Raw genomic sequence first — 20,118 nt, 5'->3', positions numbered from 1 at the left:
AAGTATTAATGCCATTTAACCAATGTCCCATTGCGGGGCATCAACTAGCGTGTGTCGGGAATGAAACGGTTTTTGTGATGACCGTCGCACTCTTGATGCGCGTGTTCGATCTGCCTGCCGTTGCGCGCTTTCAAGGATGAAATTGACCACGAAAGGAGTAACCCGTGGAAGCAAGGTTTGGTGTCGCCCTCGTTTCGCGTTTTTCCCCACTGTCCCTTGCTGTGCACCTGAGCGTCGCCGGACTGCTGTTCGGCGGTGTCAGCGAGCAGGCGTTCGCCACCTGCTCGGCGGCGGGCTCCACGATTACCTGCTCGGGTGTCCCGACCCTGCCGCTGTTTCTCAATGACTACAGCAGTGCCACCAGCGGCCTGACGGTCAACGTCACCAACGGCGCGCAGATGAACTCGACGCTGGGCGGCAAGGTCATCAACCTGACCGGGGCCAACATCAACCTGAACAACTCCGGGACCATCGACCCAGCGTTGCTGGGCCTGGTGTCGATCCTCAGTGGCGGCGCTTTCATCGGCACCGGCGCAACCAGCACCGTGAGCATCGCCAACAACACCACCGGGCTCATTCGCGGCACCGGCATGTTGCTCGGCCTCAACCTGACCAGCATCGACGGTCTGGGGATTGCGGTGAACAACTCGGTGTCGGGCACCACGACCATCACCAACGACGGCACGATTACTTCGACCGGGCTGTCGGTCGGCGGCATCACCCTGGCCGATACCCCAGTGGTCGGGGTGTATGGCGGCTCGCAAGTCAACATGACTAACAGTGCCAGCGGTACGATCAACGGCCGGGTTGCGTTCGAGACGTCGGTGGCGGGCAACACCTTCACCAACGCCGGTAACATCACGGGCGGCGTGTCGATGGGGGCGGGCAGCACCAACACCTTCTACGCGATCACAGGTTCCAGCGTTAACGTCGGCGACGGTGTGCAAGTGTCCGTTGGTCTCGGTGGCCTGATCGGCGTCAACCTGACCTTCGCACCCACCGGGACGATCGATGGCGGTGCGGCCGGTACCAACACGCTGATCCTGCAAAACCCGATCGGCCTCGGCGGCGGCACCACCGGGACCGGTACAGCGTCCAGCGCGACCTACGTCAACTTCAACAATCTGACCCTCAACAGCGGCACCTGGACCTTGCAGGGGCCATTGGTCAGCGGTGCGACCACCCTCAATGGCGGTGTCGCGCAGTTCAACGACAACGCGGCGTTCGGCAGCGGTGTGCTGACGTCCAACGGCGGGATCCTCCAGGCCAGCAATGCCGGTTTGACGCTGGCCAACCAGATCAACCTGGGCGGGACTGGCCTGACCCTGCAGGGCATCAACGGCATGACCCTGAACGGGGTGATTTCCGGCACGGGCGGCCTGACCAAGATCGGCAGCGGCCAGATCAATCTCAACGGCATCAACACCTACTCCGGTAACACCGTGCTCAACGGCGGTGTGGTGCTGGTGGGCAACAATCAGGCGTTCAGCACCGGCGGCATCACCGTTGGCGGCTCGTCGAGCATTTCGGCGACGACGCCGATTTCGCTGGCTAACGCGATCACGCTCAACAGCACCCTGACCGCGACCGGCACCGGTGCGCTGACTCTGGGCGGGGTGATCAGCGGCGCCGCCAACCTGACCAAAACCGGCAGCGGCAGCCTGACCCTCAACGGCATCAACACCTACACCGGGATCACCAGCCTCAGCGCCGGGACCTTGCGCGTCGGCAACAACAACGCGTTGGGCACTGGCGTGCTCAACACCAGCAACGGCACCAGTCTCGACAGCACTGGCAACGTGACCCTGGCCAACAACGTCGGCATCACCGGTGCGCTGAACGTGCTCGGCAGCAATGCCCTGACCCTGGCCGGCATCGTGTCCGGCACCGGCGCGATCACCAAAAGCGGCAGCGCCAGCCTGACCCTGACCGGCAACAACACCAACAGCGGCACCACCGCGCTCAACGGCGGCAGCTTGCTCGTCGGCAGCAACACCGCGCTCGGCACGGGCGCCTTGAACGCAGCGGCCGGCACCACGCTGGATGCGACCACCGCCGTGACCTTGGCCAACGCCGTCGCGCTGGCCGGCGGGCTGACCATTGGCGGCACACAGGCGCTGGGCCTGAGCGGTGTTATCAGCGGTGCCGGCAACCTGATCAAGGGTGGCACAGCGAACCTGACCCTCAGCGGCAACAACACCTTCTCCGGTGGCACGGCGCTGAACAACGGAACGTTGATCGTCGGCTCCAACACCGCGCTCGGTACCGGCGCACTGACCACGGCGGCGGGCACCACTCTCGACGCCAGCACCACCGTGGCGCTGGGCAACGCCGTTGCTCTGGGCGGCAACCTGAACATCGCCGGCAACGCCAACCTGACCCTCGGTGGTGTCGTCAGCGGCAGCGGCGGGCTGACCAAGAACGGCGCGGCCAACCTGATTCTCAACGGTGCCAACACCTTCAGCGGCGGCACCACGCTGAACGCCGGCACCCTGACCGTCGGCAACGCCGCCGCGCTGGGCAGCGGCGCCCTGACTGTCGCCAGCGCCGCGACCCTCGACAGCAATACCTCGGTCATCCTGAACAACAACGTCGCCCTCAACGGCAACCTGGCCATCGGCGGCAGCAACGGCATGATCCTGGGCGGCGTGCTCAGCGGCGCCAGTCAGTTGATCAAGAACGGCACCGCCAACCTGACCCTCAACGGCGCCAACACCTTCACCGGCGGCACCGCGCTCAACGCCGGCAGCCTGACCGTCGGCAACGGCGCGGCACTCGGCACCGGCACGCTGACGGTGGGCGGGGCGGGTGCGACGCTCAACAGCAGCGCCAACGTGACGCTGAACAACGCGATTGCCCTCAACTCCAACCTCACCGCCGGCGGCGCCAACCCACTGACCCTCGGCGGCGTGATCAGTGGTGGCAGCAACCTGATCAAGACTGGCTCCTCGACCCTGACCCTGACCGGCAACAACACCTACACCGGCTCTACGTCGCTGAACGCCGGGACACTGGTCGTCGGCTCCAATACCGCCCTCGGCACCGGCATCCTCAATGCCGGCAACAACACCACGCTGGACGCCAGTACCGCGACCAGTCTGGCCAACAACGTCAACCTCGGCGGCAACGTGACCATCGGCGGCAGCAACGCGCTGACCCTCGCGGGCGTGGTCTCCGGGGTCGGTGGCCTGACCAAAAGCGGCCCGGCCGACCTGATTCTCAACGGCGCCAACACCTACTTCGGCAACACCGCGCTGAACGTGGGCAAGCTGATTGTCGGCAGCAATACCGCGATCGGCAGCGGCGCATTGAACGCAGCGGCCGGCACCACGCTGGATACCAACACGGCCGTCACTCTGGGCAACCAGGTCAACCTGGCCGGTGCGATGAACATCGGCGGCAGCGCCGATCTGAGCCTCACCGGAACCGTCGCCGGCGCCGGCAGCCTGGTGAAAAACGGCGCAGCCAATCTGAATCTCAATGGCACCAACACCTACGCCGGCGGCACCACGCTGAACGCCGGTACAGTGACCGCCGGCAACAGCTCGGCCCTCGGCACCGGCGCCTTGACCGTCGGTGGCGCAGCAACCCTCGATAGCAGTTCGCCGCTGGTCAGCCTGGCCAACGCGGTCGTGCTCAATGCAGCGCTGAGCGTCGGCGGCACCCAGGACCTGACCCTCGGCGGCGTGATCAGTGGCGCCGGCCAGTTGATCAAGAATGGCGCGGCCAACCTGACGGTCAATGGCACCAACACCTTCAGCGGTGGCAGCACGCTCAACGCGGGTACGCTGACACTGGGTTCGGCCGCTGCGTTGGGCAGTGGCGGCTTGACGGTCGGCGGTGCATCGACGCTGGATACCAGCACCGGCATGAGCGTCGGCAACAACATCACTCTCAACGCCGGCCTGACCCTGGCCGGCAGCAACACCCTGAACCTCAGCGGCGTGATCGATGGCGCCGGCAGCCTGACCAAGGACGGCTTCGGCGACCTGACGCTCAGCGGCAACAACACCTTCACCGGCGCGCTGAACATCGCCTCCGGCAGCGTCACCACCGTGAGCAGCGGGGCGCTGGGCAACACCTCCGGCGCCAACATCAGCGCCGGTGCCAATCTCTATCTCAACAGCAGCGCCAGCCTCAACGGCTTGAGCGGCAGCGGCAGTGTGCAGATCGCCGGCGGCAACACCCTGACCGTGGGCGGCGTGAACAGCACCAGCACCTTCGACGGCGACCTCGGTGGCAGCGGTGCGCTGACCAAAGTCGGCACCGGGACGCTGAACCTCACTGGCACCAACGGCATCACCGGCAACACCAACGTCAATGGCGGTACGCTGAACCTTACCGGTTCGCTGGCCAGCAACCAGCTCAACGTCAACAACGGTGCGACCCTCACGGGCACCGGATCGGCGCTTGGTTTCATCACCATCAACAGCGGTGGTCATCTGGCGTTGTCCTCGGGCAATACCCTGTCTACCTCGTCACTGATCCTCACGGCCAACAGCAATGTTGACGCAAGCCTCGCCACGCCATCGACCAGCTCGCTGATGAACATCGGCGGCAACCTGACCCTCGACGGCAACCTCAACGTCACCGATGCCGGCGGTTTCGGCGTCGGTGTCTATCGCTTGTTCAACTACATCGGCGCGCTGACCGACAACGGTTTGACCGTGGCCGGTGTACCGGTGGGATACGGCCTCGGCGACATTCTTGTGCAGACCCTGGGTAACCAGGTCAACCTGATCGTGTCGGCGCCGAACACCAACCTGCGTTTCTGGGACGGCAGCCAGACGATCGCCAACGGCACCGTGGATGGCGGCACCGGCACATGGACTGCCGGCGGCACCAACTGGACCAATTCCAGCGGCACGGTGAACCAGACCTGGGCCGGCGACTTCGCGGTGTTCCAGGGCACGGCCGGCACGGTGTCGGTCAACGGCACGCAACTGTTCACCGGGATGCAGTTCCTCACCGATGGCTACAACGTGGTCAACGGCACATCGGGGCTGCTGACCGCCGTCAACGGCTCCGGCGGCACCACGGCGATGCGGGTCGATCCGGGCGTGACCGCCACGGTCGGTGTGAACATCGACGGCAGCGGCATCCTCAACAAACTCGACGCGGGCACCCTGGTACTCAACGGCGCCAACAGCTACACCGGCGGCACGCAACTGGACGGCGGCACCCTGGTGGTCGGCAGCAACACCGCACTGGGCACTGGCGCGCTGATCGCCAATGCCGGCACGCAACTCGACAGCAACACCGCTGCGACCCTGGCCAACGCTGCCACGCTGAATGGCAACCTGACCGTGCTCGGCAGCAATGCGCTGACCCTCAACGGTGTCATTTCCGGCACCGGCGGCTTGATCAAGAACGGCTCGGCCAGCCTGACCCTCGGCGGCAACAACGCCTTCCTCGGGCCGGTGGCACTGAACGCGGGCGGTCTGGTTCTGGCGTCGAACAGCGCGCTGGGTTCAGCCACCCTGAACGCGGCGAACGGCACCACACTCGATGCCAGTGGCGCCTTCAGTGCGGGCAATGCGATCAACCTGGCGGGCAACCTCGCTATCGTCGGCAGCAACAACCTGACGTTGTCAGGCGCGATCAACGGCGCCGGCAGCCTGACCAAGAACGGTGCGGCCAACCTGATCCTGAGCGGGGCCAACAACTTCCTCGGTGGCGTCACCCTCAACGCCGGCACCCTGACCGCCGGCAGCAACGGCGCCCTTGGTCTGGGCAACCTGACCGTGGCCGGTGCCTCGGCGCTGGACAGCAACACCTCGGTGTCGCTGGGCAACAACGTGGTACTCAACGCCAACCTGACCAACACCGGCAACAGCGACGTGGCCCTCAGCGGCGTGGTCAGCGGTACCGGTGGACTGATCAAAAATGGCGCCTCCAACCTGACCCTCAACGGCATCAACACCTACAGCGGCGGCACTACGCTGAACGCCGGCACCGTGACCCTCGGCACCTCGTCAGGCCTGGGCTCCGGCGCGGTGACCGTGGCGGGCGCGTCGACCCTCGACACCACGGCGCCGCTGGTACTGGCCAACAACCTAAACGTCAATGCCAACCTCAGCGTGGCGGGCAACAACAACCTGACCCTCGGTGGCGTGATCGCCGGGGCCGGCACCCTGACCAAGAACGGTCTGGCCGACCTGACGCTGACCGGCAACAACACCTTCAGCGGCACCTTCGATGTGCAGTCCGGCAGCCTGACCACCCTGGGCAACTCGGCACTGGGCAGCAACGCCGGGGTCAATCTCGGCGCTGCGGCGACTCTCAACCTAGGCGGCTCGGGCAGCCTCGCCAGCCTGACCGGCAGCGGGACCGCACTGATCGGCGGCGGCAACACGCTGAGCATCGGCGGCAACAACGCCAGCGGTATTTTTGACGGTGTGCTCACGGGCACGGGCGAACTGAGCAAACTCGGCACCGGTACGCTGACCCTGACCGGCCTCAACAGCCTGACCGGCAACACCACGGTCAACGCCGGCACCTTGAACGTCAGCGGTTCGCTGGACAGCGCCAGTGTGCTGGTCAACAGCGGCGGCACCCTGACCGGCGGCGGTTCGCTCGGCGGGACCGTGACCGTGGCGGATGGCGGTCATCTGGCCGGCGCTACCGGCAGCACCCTGTCGGTGAATTCGCTGGTGTTCAACGCCAACTCCAACTTCGATGTCGGCCTCGGCGCGCCGGTGTCCGGTGGCGGCAACGCGCTGGTCAACGTCGGTGGCAACCTGACCCTCGACGGCACCCTCAACGTCAGCGACATCGGCGGTTTCGGCAGCGGTGTGTACCGGTTGATCAACTACACCGGCGGCCTGACCGACAACGGCATGCTGATCGGCACCGTGCCGGGCAGCGTCACCCCGGGTGACCTGACCCTGCAAACCGCGCTGGCCAACCAGATCAACCTGCTGGTCACCGCACCGGGCGTCACCGTGCAGTTCTGGGACGGCAACCAACTCGTCGCCAACGGTTCGGTGGATGGCGGCAGCGGCACGTGGGGCACTGGCACCACCAACTGGACCGACGTCAACGGCACCACCAATCAGGCCTGGACCAACAACTTCGCAGTGTTCCAGGGCACCGCGGGCACGGTCACGGTCAACGGCGCGCAAACCATCACCGGCATGCAGTTCGTCACCGATGGCTACAGCCTGCAGAACGGCACGGCCGGTTCGCTGAATCTGGTCGACGGTTCGCTGGGCAATGCGACCGTAAGGGTCGATCCGAATGTCACCGCCACCGTGGGCGTCGCGCTCAACGGTGCCGGTACGCTGGGCAAATACGACACTGGCACCCTGGTGCTCAATGCGGCCAACGGCTACACCGGCGGCACCGCGCTCAATGGCGGCAAGATCGTGGTTGGCAACAACGCCGCCCTCGGCACTGGCGTGTTGACCGCCGCCAATGGCACGGCGCTGGACAGCAACACGGCGGCCAGTCTGGCCAACGATGTGGTGCTCAATGGCGGACTCACCGTCACCGGTTCCAACGCGCTGACCCTTGGCGGTGTGGTCAGTGGCAGCGGCAGTCTGATCAAGACCGGCGCATCGAGCCTGACCCTTAACGGCAGCAACACTTACAGCGGCGGCACTCAACTGTCCGGCGGCTCGCTGATCCTGGGCAACAACAGCGCGATCAGCAGCGGCGCCCTCAGCGTGCTCGGCAACGGTACCCTCGACAGCACCTCTGCGCTGCAACTGGCCAACGCCATCAACCTGGGTGCGCAACTGACCCTGGCCGGCAACCAGAACACCACCCTGATCGGGGCGATCACCGGCAGCGGCAGTCTGGTGAAAAACGGCAACGGCGACCTCGTCCTCAGCGGCGCCAACACCTACAGCGGCGGTACGACGCTCAACGGCGGCAGCACCCGTGGCGACACCAGCAGCCTGCAAGGCGCCATCGTCAATAACGCGGCGCTGACCTTCGAGCAGAACAGCGACGGCAGCTACACCGGCAACCTGACGGGCGCCGGCACCCTCAACAAAACCGGCACTGGCGCCTTGCTGCTGACCGGCAACAACACCTTCACCGGCAACACCGCGGTGCAGGCCGGTTCGCTGAACGTCAGCGGTGTGCTCAACAGTGCCAACGTCAACGTTGCCAGTGGTGCGAAGCTCGGTGGCGGTGGTCAACTCGGCGGCGCCGTGCAACTGGCCAACGGGGCAACACTGCTCGGCGGCGGGCACTCGACCGCGTTGTCGGTCGGTTCGCTGGCACTGTCTTCCGGCACCAACCTGGACTTCACGCTCGGCTCGGCCGCCAGCTCCACAACCGTGGTCAACGTCGCCGGCAACCTGACCCTCGACGGTACGCTGAACATCAGCAACGCCGGCGGCTTCGGCACCGGGGTCTACCAACTGTTCAGCTACGGCGGCAGCCTGACCAACAACGGTCTGGTGTACGGCAGCCTGCCAGTGTCGGCGGCCAACCTGACTCTGCAAACCGCGTTGGCCAATCAGGTCAACCTGCTGGTGCAGAACACGCCGGGTGAGGTGCAGTTCTGGAACGGCGGCACCACCAACCCGGACGGCAGCATCGGCGGCGGCAGCGGCGTGTGGGGCCCGGGTACCAACTGGACCGATCCGACCGGTACTCAGGCGCAGGCGTCGAGCGGTCAGTTCGCGGTGTTCGGCGGACAGAGCGGCACGGTCACCGTGCAAGGCAATCAGAACTTCACCGGGTTGCAGTTCCTCACCAACGGTTACAGCCTGGTTCCGGGCGCCGGCGGTACGTTGACACCGGTCAACGGCGCGGACGGCAGTCTCGCACCCGTGCGGGTGAATGCCGGTGGCAGCGCGGAAATCTCCGTACCGCTGGTGGGCAGTGGCGGCATCGAGAAGCTGGATTCCGGCACCCTGATCCTCAGCGGCGCCAACACCTACAGCGGCGGGACCACGGTCAGCGGCGGTACGCTGATCGGTAACACCACCAGCCTGCAGGGCAACATCCTCAACAAAGCATCGCTGGTGTTCCAGCAGAACGCCAATGGTCAGTTCAACGGGGTACTCAGTGGTACCGGCGCGTTGGCCAAGCGGGGTGACGCAACCCTGTTGTTGACCGGCAATCAGCCGTTCAGCGGCACCGTTGCGGTCGATCAGGGCGTGCTGCAGGTCGGCAGCCGCTCGGCCCGGGCTTCGCTCGGCGGGCGGGTCACCGTGGCCAACGGCGCCGGGTTGAGCGGTAACGGCAGCGTCGGTTCGTTGGTCAACCATGGTGTGGTGCAGTCCGGTGCCGAGGCTGGCACCTTGAGTGTCGCCGGCAACCTGACCAACGCCGCCGACGGTGTGTTGGCCCTGACTGTCAGCTCGCCGACCGCCACACCACTGGCAGTCGGTGGTACTGCCACCTTGGGCGGCGGTCTGCAGGTCAACAGCCTGGCACCGTTCACCGGCAATACCGTGTACTCACTGATCACCGCCGGAGGCGGGGTGATCGGCACGTTCAGCGCCGCCGATCTGCCGCAGTATGCGTTCCTTGACTCGGCGCTGGTGTATGACGCTAACGCGGTGAATCTGGTAGTCAGCCGCAACGGCAACTCGTTCGTCGACGTCGCGGCCACCCGCAACCAGCGCAACACTGCCTCGGCGTTGATGCGCAACGGAGCAGCGGGCGCAGCGTTGCAGAACGAACTCGTCAACCTCAGTGTGGCCGGCGCTCGTAACGCCTTCGACAGTCTGTCGGGTGAAATCCATGCCAGCACCGCCAGCGCAATCCTTGAGGATTCGCGCTACGTGCGGGACGCGGTCAACGACCGTATGCGCCAGCCGTCGTGCAGTGCTCCGGACGATCCACGCCGCGCCCTGGCTCCGAGCGAAAATCAGCTGAGCAGCAACGGCTGCCACGGCGAAATGGTCGGCTGGGCCCGTGCACTCGGCGCCTGGGGCGAGTCGGACGGCGACAGCAACAGCGCGAAACTGGATCGCAACCTGAGCGGCTTCATGCTCGGCACCGACAAGCAGATCGATGACCAATGGCGCGTCGGCATGGCCGCCGGCTACACCCGCAGCGATCTGGATGCCCATGATCGTCGCTCGGATGCCACGGTCGAGAGCTACCACCTGGCGGCGTACCTCAACTCGCAATTCGATGCTCTGGCAGTGCGCCTCGGCGCGGCGTACAGCTGGCACGACATCGAGACCAAGCGCGACGTCAGCGTCGGCGCCTACAACGACCGCTTGAAGGCCAACTACGACGCGCGCAGCGCTCAGGTGTTCGGTGAAGTCGGCTACGCCATCGAAGCGGCCGGGATTGCCCTGGAACCGTTCGCCGGCCTGGCATACGTCAACTACGACAGTGACAAGGCCAAGGAAAAAGGCGGGGTGGGCCGCCTGCGCGCCGAGGCCGATCAGGACATCACCTTCTCGACCCTGGGCGTGCGCGCCGGCAAGGTCATCACCCTGGCCAACGGCGGGCAATTCACCCCGCGTGCGGCGCTCGGCTGGCGGCATGCCTTCGGCGACACCAAACCCGACGCCGACCTGACCTTCATCGACGGCGGCGCCTCGTTCAACACCCAGGGCGTGCCGATTGCCAAGGACAGCGCGGTGGTCGAAGCAGGCGTGGACTTCCAGATCAGCCCGACCGGCAAACTCGGCATCGGCTATTCAGGGCAGCTGTCGAACGAGAGCAACGACCATGCGATGACCATCAGCTTCAGCCTCGGGTTCTGATTCAGGAGCGAAGCACTTCAGCCGCCCGCAAGGGCGGCTTTTTTTTGATCGTTGCTTTTCGTTTGCTATCCGTATGAAGGAATGATCATTGCTCTTTTAGTTGTACTTTCAGTTCGATCTCAACGCGTCGGTCTACCGCCAGGCATTCCTTTTGTTCAGGGAGTGGCAGGTCTCTGGTGCATGTCGACTTGGGTTCCAGCGAGCCTTGTCCGAGTCGTTTTACTTGTGCCTCAGGCAGGTCGGAAAACAGTTCTTTGATCTCTGCATACACGCTGTCGGCGCGCCGCATGGACAGGGCCGCATTGGAGTCTCCCGGCTTGAGCACGGGGATTCTGTCGGTGTGGCCGATGATGTTGGCGGAAAGTATCTTCAGATGATCGGCTGCCAGCCTTAGTTCGGTTTCCTGAGTAAATTGAGCGAGTTGCTTCTTCCCGTTAGCGCTGATTTTGTCGTCGTAAATATCGAAAAGCGTGTCGGTGTTCACGGTTAAGCAGGTCTTGAAACTATTTCGCTTGTTCTCCGGAGTCAGGACTTTAACGCCGCTGCGATCCAGTTCGATTTTTGCGATTTTTTTGTTCCATTTCTTGCTTTCAGTATCGTAGGCGAGCAGTTGTACAAGACTGCGTTCGCCCAATCCGTGCCAGAGGACATTGAAGTGATGAGCAATATTGGTTTGGTTTCCCTCCTTCGTACAGCCATAAATCGAGAGGTTCAGTTCTTTTGCAGTGTCGCTGATGATTCTTTGATTTTCTTCGCTTAACACCAGTGAAACGTCTTTTTGCTGGACTCCAATAAAGCCAAAGGTCCCGTCAATGAACTTGCCGAAAACCGGTGGCACCATGGCTGCCGGGATAATGATGGCAATCACCAGCAAAACGATTCGTTGCAGTGTTCGCTTTTGTTTTTCAGCTGTATCGGACAGGTCGGATTTCCAGTGGTTTACTGCAATGTACAAGATGAATCCGCTGGCGATGGGCGCAAAGAAAGCAGCCCAGTCCTGCATGAAGTAAGCAACCAGGGCAAGCGCGCTGAAGAAAAAGAAGCTGAATAAAATGGAGAATACTTTGTCGATGAGGTTTTTATCTTTGAATGCAGCGAAAGCAAAGTTAAAAGCTATAAAGCTGCTTCCCAACCAGTACGAATACAAAAAACCAAACCCTAGTGCTATGAAAATAAAAACCAGGCTATCTGCCAGGTTGAGGCCGGTCGGGAAGAAATTGATCAGGAAAGCGCAGTAACCCCAGGTGATAAGAATGCCAAGTGCAATGGTTGATTTGGCTGCAAAGGAGGAAAGTTTTTGAAGGGTTTCAAGTAATTCAGACACGAGTTTTCCTGAGGAAGAGCCTGCACGCGATGCATGCAGGTTTGTTTTTCTTGATTGACCAAGCAAGTGAAACGACGAGCCATGTTCGATGGCCAGCTAAAACTGGCTCGGCAGAGAGGGGGGTCAGGTAGCCAGGCTACTTTCCAGCTCCAAAAGCAATCTGTCGTTTTCTGCCATCGCCTGCCGCAGGTTTCGATCCGACTGTTCGTTGAGCGCGATCAACTCGCGGTCTCGGTTCACGCCCAGCAGATCCAGCTTGTCCACCAGATAAACAACAAAAGTGCTGGCCAGGCCTGTCAGTGCACCGACGATTACGGCTGACAAGATCGCACCCAAGGCACCCAGACCGGGAATCGTGAGCATCTGTTTTTCGATGATTTCTTCCAGTGCGACTCCAGCGATGATGACTCCGCCGGCGCAGGTGATTTTGATTGCCTCGTGTGCCGCCTCACGTAATGTGAGCCCTTTCGGGGGCAGCAACAGCGTTTTGAGTGCCTTGAGCAGTGACATGAATCCTTCACGAAACATGCGCACCGCGCGTTTGCCCGTGGTGACGAAGACGTTGATCAGCGTTGTCACCAGGTTGGCCAGAACGCCGGCCACGAAGCCTCCACCGCCTGCCGCCAAGGCTGTTTGCCATTGATTTGCGACTCGCTTCGCAATGCGTTCCAGACGTGTCCGCAACTCAGGCACCAACGACTCATGAGATCGGCCATTGCGGTACAGATCTGTAACTTCGTCGAAGGTCGCGCTGAAGAATTCGATGAGCATGACGCCGAAGGCTTGCTGAAAGGCCATCTTGCCGCCTTCCTTCAGGCTGGTTTTGGCGAGGTCGGATTTGAATTTTTCGCTTTTGTAATAGGCATCACTGAGCTTCTTTTCATACGCCTCGCGCGCTGCTTTGTCCTTGGCCAGGAGCAAATCGGGGGTTTGTGCGATGGCCTCTTGTTGCTTGAGTAATCGCAGACGATTTTCGTCTTTGGGCGTCAGCTCTTCTTTGTCGGACAAACGCTGCATTTCTTCCTGGCGGCTTTGGGTGTTCTTTTGCAGCTCCTCGACGAATTGAGTGGCGTTTTTTTTGCCCTTTGACTGGTTCAAAGCTTTTTTGGTCGGGTTCAGATTCGAATCTGCATTGGCCAGCGTCGGCCCATCCACATCGGCCAGTACACGTCCTGCATCGTTGTGAATCACATTGGCTGAAATGGTGTGATCAAGGTTACGCGGGTCATGGTTTTTGTTCTGACTGAAGGTTTCGTTGGTGTAGGCGTCCTTGAGCACGCCTGAATTCTGAGCGAGAGTGTCTTTTGCGTTTTTTGCGATGTAAGCCTTGTCCCCATGGAACTTGTTCGAGTCGTACTTGGGCAGATCTGCATATTTGTCTGCTGCAGCATCGGTCGCATACACCTTGTTTCGCGCATTGTTAATGGTATCGACGTTGCCACCTTTTTTGTCGTACACCGCCAACACGCGGCCCAGACCGAAAGGCACCGCGATGGCCTGCAAGACTTCGCGTTTGCTGTCTCCGATCAACTGATCGAATCGTTGCTGGTTGAAGGTTTGCGAATACCCTTTGAGAATGGCCTCTGCTTCGTCGTCGGCAACGTGCAAGTCCACCGAAAAATCAGCGCTGATAAACACGTCCTCCGTCGTACGGAGCAAGGGTTCTTCAAGCAATTGTCGAGCGATATCGGACTCGGGCAATTCGACAAGTCGTGCGGTGTTACTCAAGGCTGCTTGCTGACGTTGCCGGGCTTTGAAACGTTCAATTCGATCCGTCATGGTGTTTCTCCTTTCAAGCAACGGCAGACAACTGTGCCCATCCCGAGCGAAACGCCTTTTGCGGCACGTTCATTTCGCCATTCAGTGTCGTGACGAAATCAATGATCTCTTCAAATAATGGCTGCGCCTCGGGGCCGACTTTTCGTGCGCGAACGAAAGCTTCTTTGAGCGTGGGAGGGTTGAGGGACAGCAGGTTTATTGCACTTTGTACTGTCGCTGGGAGGAATCCGCCGCCCATTCCCATCAGGAACTCGTCGATCTGCTGTTTATCTTCTTTGCTGGCCACCCCGGCGCAGGCAGCACTTGCCTGGGCGACAGCTTGCATGGCAATCAGCATCTTGAAGTAGGCTTCGTGGCTATCGATGCAGGCCTTGGCTTTTGCCAGTGCCTCGGTGAAGCGCTTTTCCCGAATTTCACTCTTGGCTTTCTGGCGCATTTCACCACGAGCTTCCGCGTTTTTTTCCTTACGCTCTTCCAGCTCTTTTTTTGCATTCCAGTAGGTTGCCATTGACGTGCCGAATTCGGCCACATAGTCACGAGAGCTGTCGTAACCGCTGGCTATGGTTTCACGTGTGAAGTCGTAGGCATCACCAAGCACATCACCCACTTTGTCTGCCGCGTCTACCACGGACTCGACAGCCGAGGTGTAGGCGTCAGCCACAACATCGGCAGCGCTGGAGGCGGTTTCGACGGTGGAATTGTAGGCATCGGATACAGCGTCACCGACCTTTTCGGCTACTTCAGTTACAACGTCCGCAGCATCGGAAATCGTTTCTACAGTGGCGTCATACAGATTGCCGACTTTATCTCCGACGATGTCCGCAGCTTCTGTCACCGTCTCGCGCGTCGCGTCAAATGCCCGGCCTACAGCGCTGGTGATGGAAGAGAAAATGTCAGTCGAGCGAAAGTTTGCGGCACAAGGGGCAGCGGTTTCGCGCAGCCAACTATCGATAATCGTTTCTTCCGTGGGGCAGTAGGCGCGAAATTTCATAAGTAATCCCTGACTTTTTCAGATATGGCGGGGATTCTCCCTTGTTGAAAGGTGATGTCAATATGCCTTCAGTTATCTTAGGAAGGATTGACACGGCAGCCCCATTTGGCTCTCTGCTAGTATTCGCGTCATTCCCTGCCAGGAGACTGTCCCCATGACCGAGCCCATCCGTCTGACCCAATACAGCCACGGCGCCGGTTGTGGCTGCAAGATTTCGCCCAAGGTGCTGGAGGTGATTCTGGCCGGCAGCGGGGCGCAGAATCTTGATCCGAAACTGTGGGTCGGCAATGCGTCGCGCGATGATGCGGCGGTGTATGAAATCGATGCCGAGCGCGGGGTGGTCTCGACCACGGATTTCTTCATGCCGATCGTCGACGATCCATTCGACTTCGGCCGGATCGCCGCCACCAATGCCATCAGCGATATCTACGCCATGGGCGGCGATCCGTTGATGGCGATTGCGATTCTCGGCTGGCCGGTCAACGTGCTGGCGCCGGAAGTGGCGCGAGAGGTGATTCGCGGCGGGCGCGCGGTGTGCGATGCGGCGGGAATTCCGCTGGCCGGCGGGCATTCGATCGATGCGCCGGAGCCGATCTTCGGTCTGGCCGTCACCGGACTGGTGGAAAAGCGCTTCATGAAACGCAACGACACCGCCACCGCCGGTTGCCTGCTGTACCTGACCAAACCGTTGGGCATCGGCATCCTCACCACCGCCGAGAAGAAGGGCAAGCTGCGCCCCGACGACATCGGCGTGGCCCGGGACTGGATGTGTACGCTGAACAAGCCCGGCAGCCGTTTCGGCAAACTGGCCGGAGTCACCGCGATGACCGACGTCACCGGGTTCGGGCTGCTCGGGCATCTGGTGGAAATGGCCGACGGCAGTCACCTGACGGCGCGCATTTTTTATGATCGGGTGCCGCGTCTGGCGAGCGTCGAGTACTACCTCGAACAGGGCTGCGTGCCGGGCGGCACCCTGCGCAATTTCGACAGCTATTCAAGCCGCGTCGGGCGGGTCCAGGAATTGCACAAACGGGTGCTGTGCGACCCGCAGACCAGCGGCGGTCTGTTGGTGGCCGTTACTCCCGAAGGCAATGCCGAATTCCTCGCCGTCGCCGCCGAACTGGGTCTGACACTGGAACCCATCGGTGAACTGCTGGAGCGAAAGAGCACCGCCGTCGAGGTGAATTGATGGCCGCCGACTTCACCGACTATCACGACATCTTCCTCAACGACCGGCCGCTGATGGACGCTCGTGCGCCGGTCGAATTTCACAAGGGCGCGTTCCCCGGTGCGGCCAATCTGCCGTTGATGAACGATATCGAGCGGCAGCGGATCGGCACTTGCTACAAGCATCACGGGCAGCAGGCCGCCATCGAGCTGGGCCATCAATTGGTGTCCGGCGCGGTGAAGGCCGAACGGCTTCAGGCCTGGGCGGACTTTGCCCGGGTGCATCCGGACGGTTACCTGTATTGCTTTCGTGGCGGCCTGCGCTCGCAGATCGTCCAGCAGTGGCTGAAGTCGGAGGCCGGTATCGACTACCCGCGTATCGGCGGTGGCTACAAGGCGCTGCGGGGTTTTCTGATCGACACTCTTGAATCAACCCAGGCCGACTGTGATTTCGTGTTGCTGGGCGGCATGACCGGCACCGGCAAGACCGAAGTGCTGGTGCAACTGCGCAACGGCGTGGACCTGGAAGGCCATGCCAATCACCGAGGCTCGAGTTTCGGCAAACGCGCCTCCGGTCAGCCGTCGAACATCGATTTCGAGAACCGGCTGGCCATCGACTTCCTGAAAAAACGTGCCGCCGGCATCGATCAGTTTGTGCTGGAGGATGAGAGCCGGGTGGTGGGGAGCTGCGCGCTGCCGCTGTCGCTCTATCAGGGCATGCAGCAATACCCGATGGTCTGGCTGGAGGACCGTTTCGAGCAGCGCGTCGAGCGGATCCTGCGCGATTATGTGGTGGATTTGTCCGCCGAGTTTCAGTCTGTGCATGGAGACGAGGGTTTCGGGCGGTTTTCGGAGCGGTTGCTGGATAGCCTCGACAATGTGCACAAACGGCTGGGGGGCGAGCGGCATCGACGGATGCGAGTGTTGATGGAAGAGGCGCTGGCGGAACAGGGCCGCAGCGGGGCGGTAGACTTGCACCGCCCGTGGATCGAGGGTTTGCTGCGCGAATATTACGACCCAATGTATGTGTTTCAGCGCGAGAAGAAGGGCGGTCGGATCGAGTTTGCGGGGGAGCGGCAGGCCGTTATCGAGTACTTGCGTGAGCGGGTGAATCAGCAAAATTGATGGTGCTTCTGCCGGCCTCATCGCGGGCTTGGTCCGGGCGGCGATCCGACGATGGAGCCGTCCCAGACGAAGGATGACTCAGGTTGGACAGCTTTCCTGCCCGTTATCCAGCCCCTGTTTGTAGCTGTGGCTCTGCAGGCTGGCCTTGCCGTTGTGCCAGGTCAGGGTCAGCACATACAGCGAGTCGTAGTCGCTGGATTCCCAGTCCTCGGTGATCTTCTGCTTTTCGCCGACCGCCTTGCCCGCGACCTTGTTGATCAGCTCCGGCAGGTAGCCGTGGGACCACGCGGTGTAGATGGTCGAGTTGTGGTACTTGTCTTCGATCAGCTCCCGGGCCAGATCGCTGGTGTCGTTGGCCGAGAATTCGATGTTCACCGGAAGGCCGAGCTTGATCGCGGCCGGGCTGATGGTCATCAGGGGGCGGATGTAGCTGTAGGAGTTGTCCAGTTCGCCTTCCTCGACATTGCGCGTCGGGTTGGCGGCGAACACATAGTCGGCCTTGCCGAATTTTTCCGGCAGGAGGGTCGACAGGTCAATGGCCCGGTTCAGGCCCTGGCAGTTGAGCTGGCCCAGACCGCCGGCGGGTTTCTCCGCGTGGCGCAGGAACACCAGGGTCTGGGTGCCGTCCACCGGTTGCGCACGGCTTTCGCTGGATTCCAGCGACAGGAACAGCGCGCTCACCGCCAGCAGGGTGGGCAGGGCCACGTACGCGCGATGTTTGAAGCGTTTGGCGACTTTTATCAAGTTCGTCATGGGATAAGGATTCTTCAGTCTGTTCGGTTAAGGCTGACAAACCTCTTCACCGGTGCAGGCGCGCCGGGTGTTTTCCCTGTCATCAATGGCTTGCTTGGAGCCCCCTGAGGCCCGTTTGGTTCGATTCGCTTGAGTGCGCCGCACTTTACCGTTCAGCCTGTGCGGTTGGAGGGAAGGTTAACCACAGGATGTTGCGGATTTAAGTAAGCCAGCGGGCGAGGGCGTAAAGAACCCGAGCCAGAGCGCTGATCGTGGATTATGCTCAGGCCTTTCATTTTGTGACTGGATGCTACACATGACTGATCTGTCCGCGTTCCCGATCACCCAGAAATGGCCGGCGCAGTACCCTGACTGGATTCAGCTCTATTCCCTGCCGACCCCCAACGGCGTCAAGGTCTCGATCATGCTCGAAGAAATCGGCCTGCCCTACGAGCCGCACCGCGTGGGCTTCGACACCAATGACCAGATGTCCCCGGAATTCCTGTCGCTGAACCCGAACAACAAGATCCCGGCGATCCTCGACCCCCACGGCCCTGAAGACAAACCGCTGCCGTTGTTCGAGTCCGGCGCGATCCTGATCTACCTCGCCGACAAGAGCGGTCAGTTGCTGGCCCAGGAAGGTGCGCTGCGCTACGAAACCATTCAGTGGCTGATGTTCCAGATGGGCGGTATCGGCCCGATGTTCGGCCAGCTCGGTTTCTTCAACAAATTTGCCGGCAAGGACTACGAAGACAAACGTCCCCGTGACCGCTACGTCGAAGAAAGCCGCCGCCTGCTCAGCGTCCTGAACACCCGCCTGGAAGGGCGCGACTGGATCATGGGCGAGCGCTACACCATTGCCGACATCGCCACGTTCCCGTGGGTGCGCAACCTGATCGGCTTCTACGAGGCCGGCGATCTGGTCGGCATCAACAACTTCCCGAACGTCACCCGGGTGCTGGAGCGCTTCCTGGCACGGCCGGCCGTTGTGCGCGGCCTGACTATCCCGTCCTGATTTCAGGGTTCTACACCTGACCCTGTGGGAGCTGGCTTGCCAGCGATGAGGCTGTCACAGTCAACATCGATGCTGATTGACCCATTGCTATCGCTGGCAAGCCAGCTCCCACAGGTCATCGGGTGGTTCTTATGATTATTGCGTCCTGGGTAACGCACTGTTGATTGATCCAGGTTTGTACCCCGATCCCCGCAAGGCATAAGCTTCGCCCCCTACGACTTTCGTCTCATCCGCTGTTTTCAGGAAAGGCCCCATGTCCAGTCAGTTCCCCGAAGCACGTCCACGCCGTCTGCGCCGCAATGCGAGCCTGCGCAGCCTGTTCCAGGAAACCGAGTTTTCCCTCAACGATCTGGTGCTGCCGATCTTCGTCGAAGAAGAGATCGACGACTTCGTACCGATCAAGAGCATGCCCGGCGTGATGCGCATTCCGGAGCGCAAACTGGCCGGCGAGATCGAGCGTTACGCCCGGGCCGGGATCAAGTCGGTGATGACCTTCGGCGTGTCCCATCATCTGGACGCCAACGGCAGCGACACCTGGCGCGAAAACGGGCTGGTGTCGCGCATGTCGCGGATCGCCAAGGACGCCGTGCCGGAAATGATCGTGATGTCCGACACCTGCTTCTGCGAGTACACCGACCACGGCCATTGCGGCGTGATGCACAACCATGAAGTCGACAACGACCAGACCCTGATCAACCTCGGCAAACAAGCCGTTGCAGCAGCGCGTGCCGGTGCCGACGTGATTGCACCGTCGGCAGCGATGGACGGCCAGGTGCGGGCGATTCGCCGGGCGCTGGACGACGCCGGCTTCACGCAGATTCCGATCATGGCCTACTCGACCAAATTCGCCTCGGCGCTCTACGGCCCGTTCCGCGAGGCTGGCGGCAGCGCGCTGAAAGGCGATCGCAAAAGCTACCAGATGAACCCGATGAATCGCCGCGAAGCCCTGCGCGAATCGTTGCTCGACGAGCAGGAAGGCGCCGATGCGCTGATGGTCAAACCCGCCGGCGCGTACCTCGACATCATCCGCGACATCCGCGAAGCCTCGACCCTGCCGCTGGCGGCGTATCAGGTCAGCGGCGAGTACGCGATGATCAAGTTCGGGGCCCAGGCCGGGGCGATCGACGAAGATCGCGTAGTGCGCGAAAGCCTCGGCGCGATCAAGCGCGCGGGTGCGGATCTGATCTTCACCTACTTTGCGATGGATCTGGCCCTGGCCGGAATCTAAGCAACATCACAACACCCAATGTGGGAGCGAGCTTGCTCGCGATATCGGCGTATCAGACAACCCTGCATTGAC

Annotated in this window: 9 protein-coding genes; 5 read left to right on the top strand and 4 right to left on the bottom strand. The window is 61.7% G+C overall.

Annotated features, from left to right (window positions below):
- Nucleotides 1-164 precede the first annotated feature (164 nt).
- Nucleotides 165-10,685 (top strand): autotransporter-associated beta strand repeat-containing protein, encoded by a 10,521-nt coding sequence (locus IHQ43_RS19200; protein ID WP_192561726.1) that lies wholly within the window; start codon nt 165-167, stop codon nt 10,683-10,685.
- 85 nt (nt 10,686-10,770) lie between these two features.
- On the opposite strand, the gene IHQ43_RS19195 is transcribed toward IHQ43_RS19200, so the two are convergent.
- From IHQ43_RS19195 to IHQ43_RS19185, 3 genes are all read right to left on the bottom strand, one after another.
- Nucleotides 10,771-12,009: an OmpA family protein gene (locus IHQ43_RS19195; protein ID WP_192561725.1), complete on the bottom strand. Its 1,239-nt coding sequence runs from the start codon at nt 12,007-12,009 to the stop codon at nt 10,771-10,773.
- Nucleotides 12,010-12,132: 123 nt separating this feature from the next.
- Nucleotides 12,133-13,788 (bottom strand): lactate permease, encoded by a 1,656-nt coding sequence (locus tag IHQ43_RS19190; RefSeq protein WP_192561724.1) that lies wholly within the window; start codon nt 13,786-13,788, stop codon nt 12,133-12,135.
- 13 nt (nt 13,789-13,801) lie between these two features.
- Nucleotides 13,802-14,779, bottom strand: a complete 978-nt coding sequence (locus IHQ43_RS19185; RefSeq protein WP_192561723.1) for a hypothetical protein — start codon at nt 14,777-14,779, stop codon at nt 13,802-13,804.
- Between the two features lie 154 nt (nt 14,780-14,933).
- Between IHQ43_RS19185 and selD the strand changes: the two genes are divergently transcribed.
- The gene (gene selD / locus IHQ43_RS19180; protein ID WP_192561722.1) at nt 14,934-15,968 is read left to right on the top strand and encodes a selenide, water dikinase SelD; all 1,035 of its coding nucleotides are present in this window, start codon (nt 14,934-14,936) and stop codon (nt 15,966-15,968) included.
- Nucleotides 15,968-17,071: a tRNA 2-selenouridine(34) synthase MnmH gene (gene mnmH, locus IHQ43_RS19175; RefSeq protein ID WP_192561721.1), complete on the top strand. Its 1,104-nt coding sequence runs from the start codon at nt 15,968-15,970 to the stop codon at nt 17,069-17,071. The genes selD and mnmH overlap by 1 nt, the downstream gene beginning before the upstream one ends.
- Before the next feature lie 78 nt (nt 17,072-17,149).
- Here the strand turns inward: mnmH and IHQ43_RS19170 are convergent, their stop codons facing one another.
- Nucleotides 17,150-17,824 (bottom strand): histidine phosphatase family protein, encoded by a 675-nt coding sequence (locus IHQ43_RS19170; protein ID WP_192561720.1) that lies wholly within the window; start codon nt 17,822-17,824, stop codon nt 17,150-17,152.
- A gap of 295 nt (nt 17,825-18,119) precedes the next feature.
- On the opposite strand from IHQ43_RS19170, the gene IHQ43_RS19165 reads away from it, so the two are divergent.
- Both IHQ43_RS19165 and hemB read left to right on the top strand, forming a co-directional pair.
- Nucleotides 18,120-18,818, top strand: coding sequence for a glutathione S-transferase family protein (locus IHQ43_RS19165; protein WP_039770231.1), 699 nt, complete (start codon nt 18,120-18,122; stop codon nt 18,816-18,818).
- Nucleotides 18,819-19,071: 253 nt separating this feature from the next.
- On the top strand, nt 19,072-20,046 hold the full coding sequence (gene hemB / locus IHQ43_RS19160) for a porphobilinogen synthase (RefSeq protein WP_007958982.1): 975 nt from the start codon (nt 19,072-19,074) through the stop codon (nt 20,044-20,046).
- Nucleotides 20,047-20,118 lie beyond the last annotated feature (72 nt).

It is taken from the genome of Pseudomonas gozinkensis (assembly GCF_014863585.1).
Classification (GTDB): domain Bacteria; phylum Pseudomonadota; class Gammaproteobacteria; order Pseudomonadales; family Pseudomonadaceae; genus Aquipseudomonas; species Aquipseudomonas gozinkensis.
This window is presented reverse-complemented; position numbering and strand designations above follow the sequence as displayed.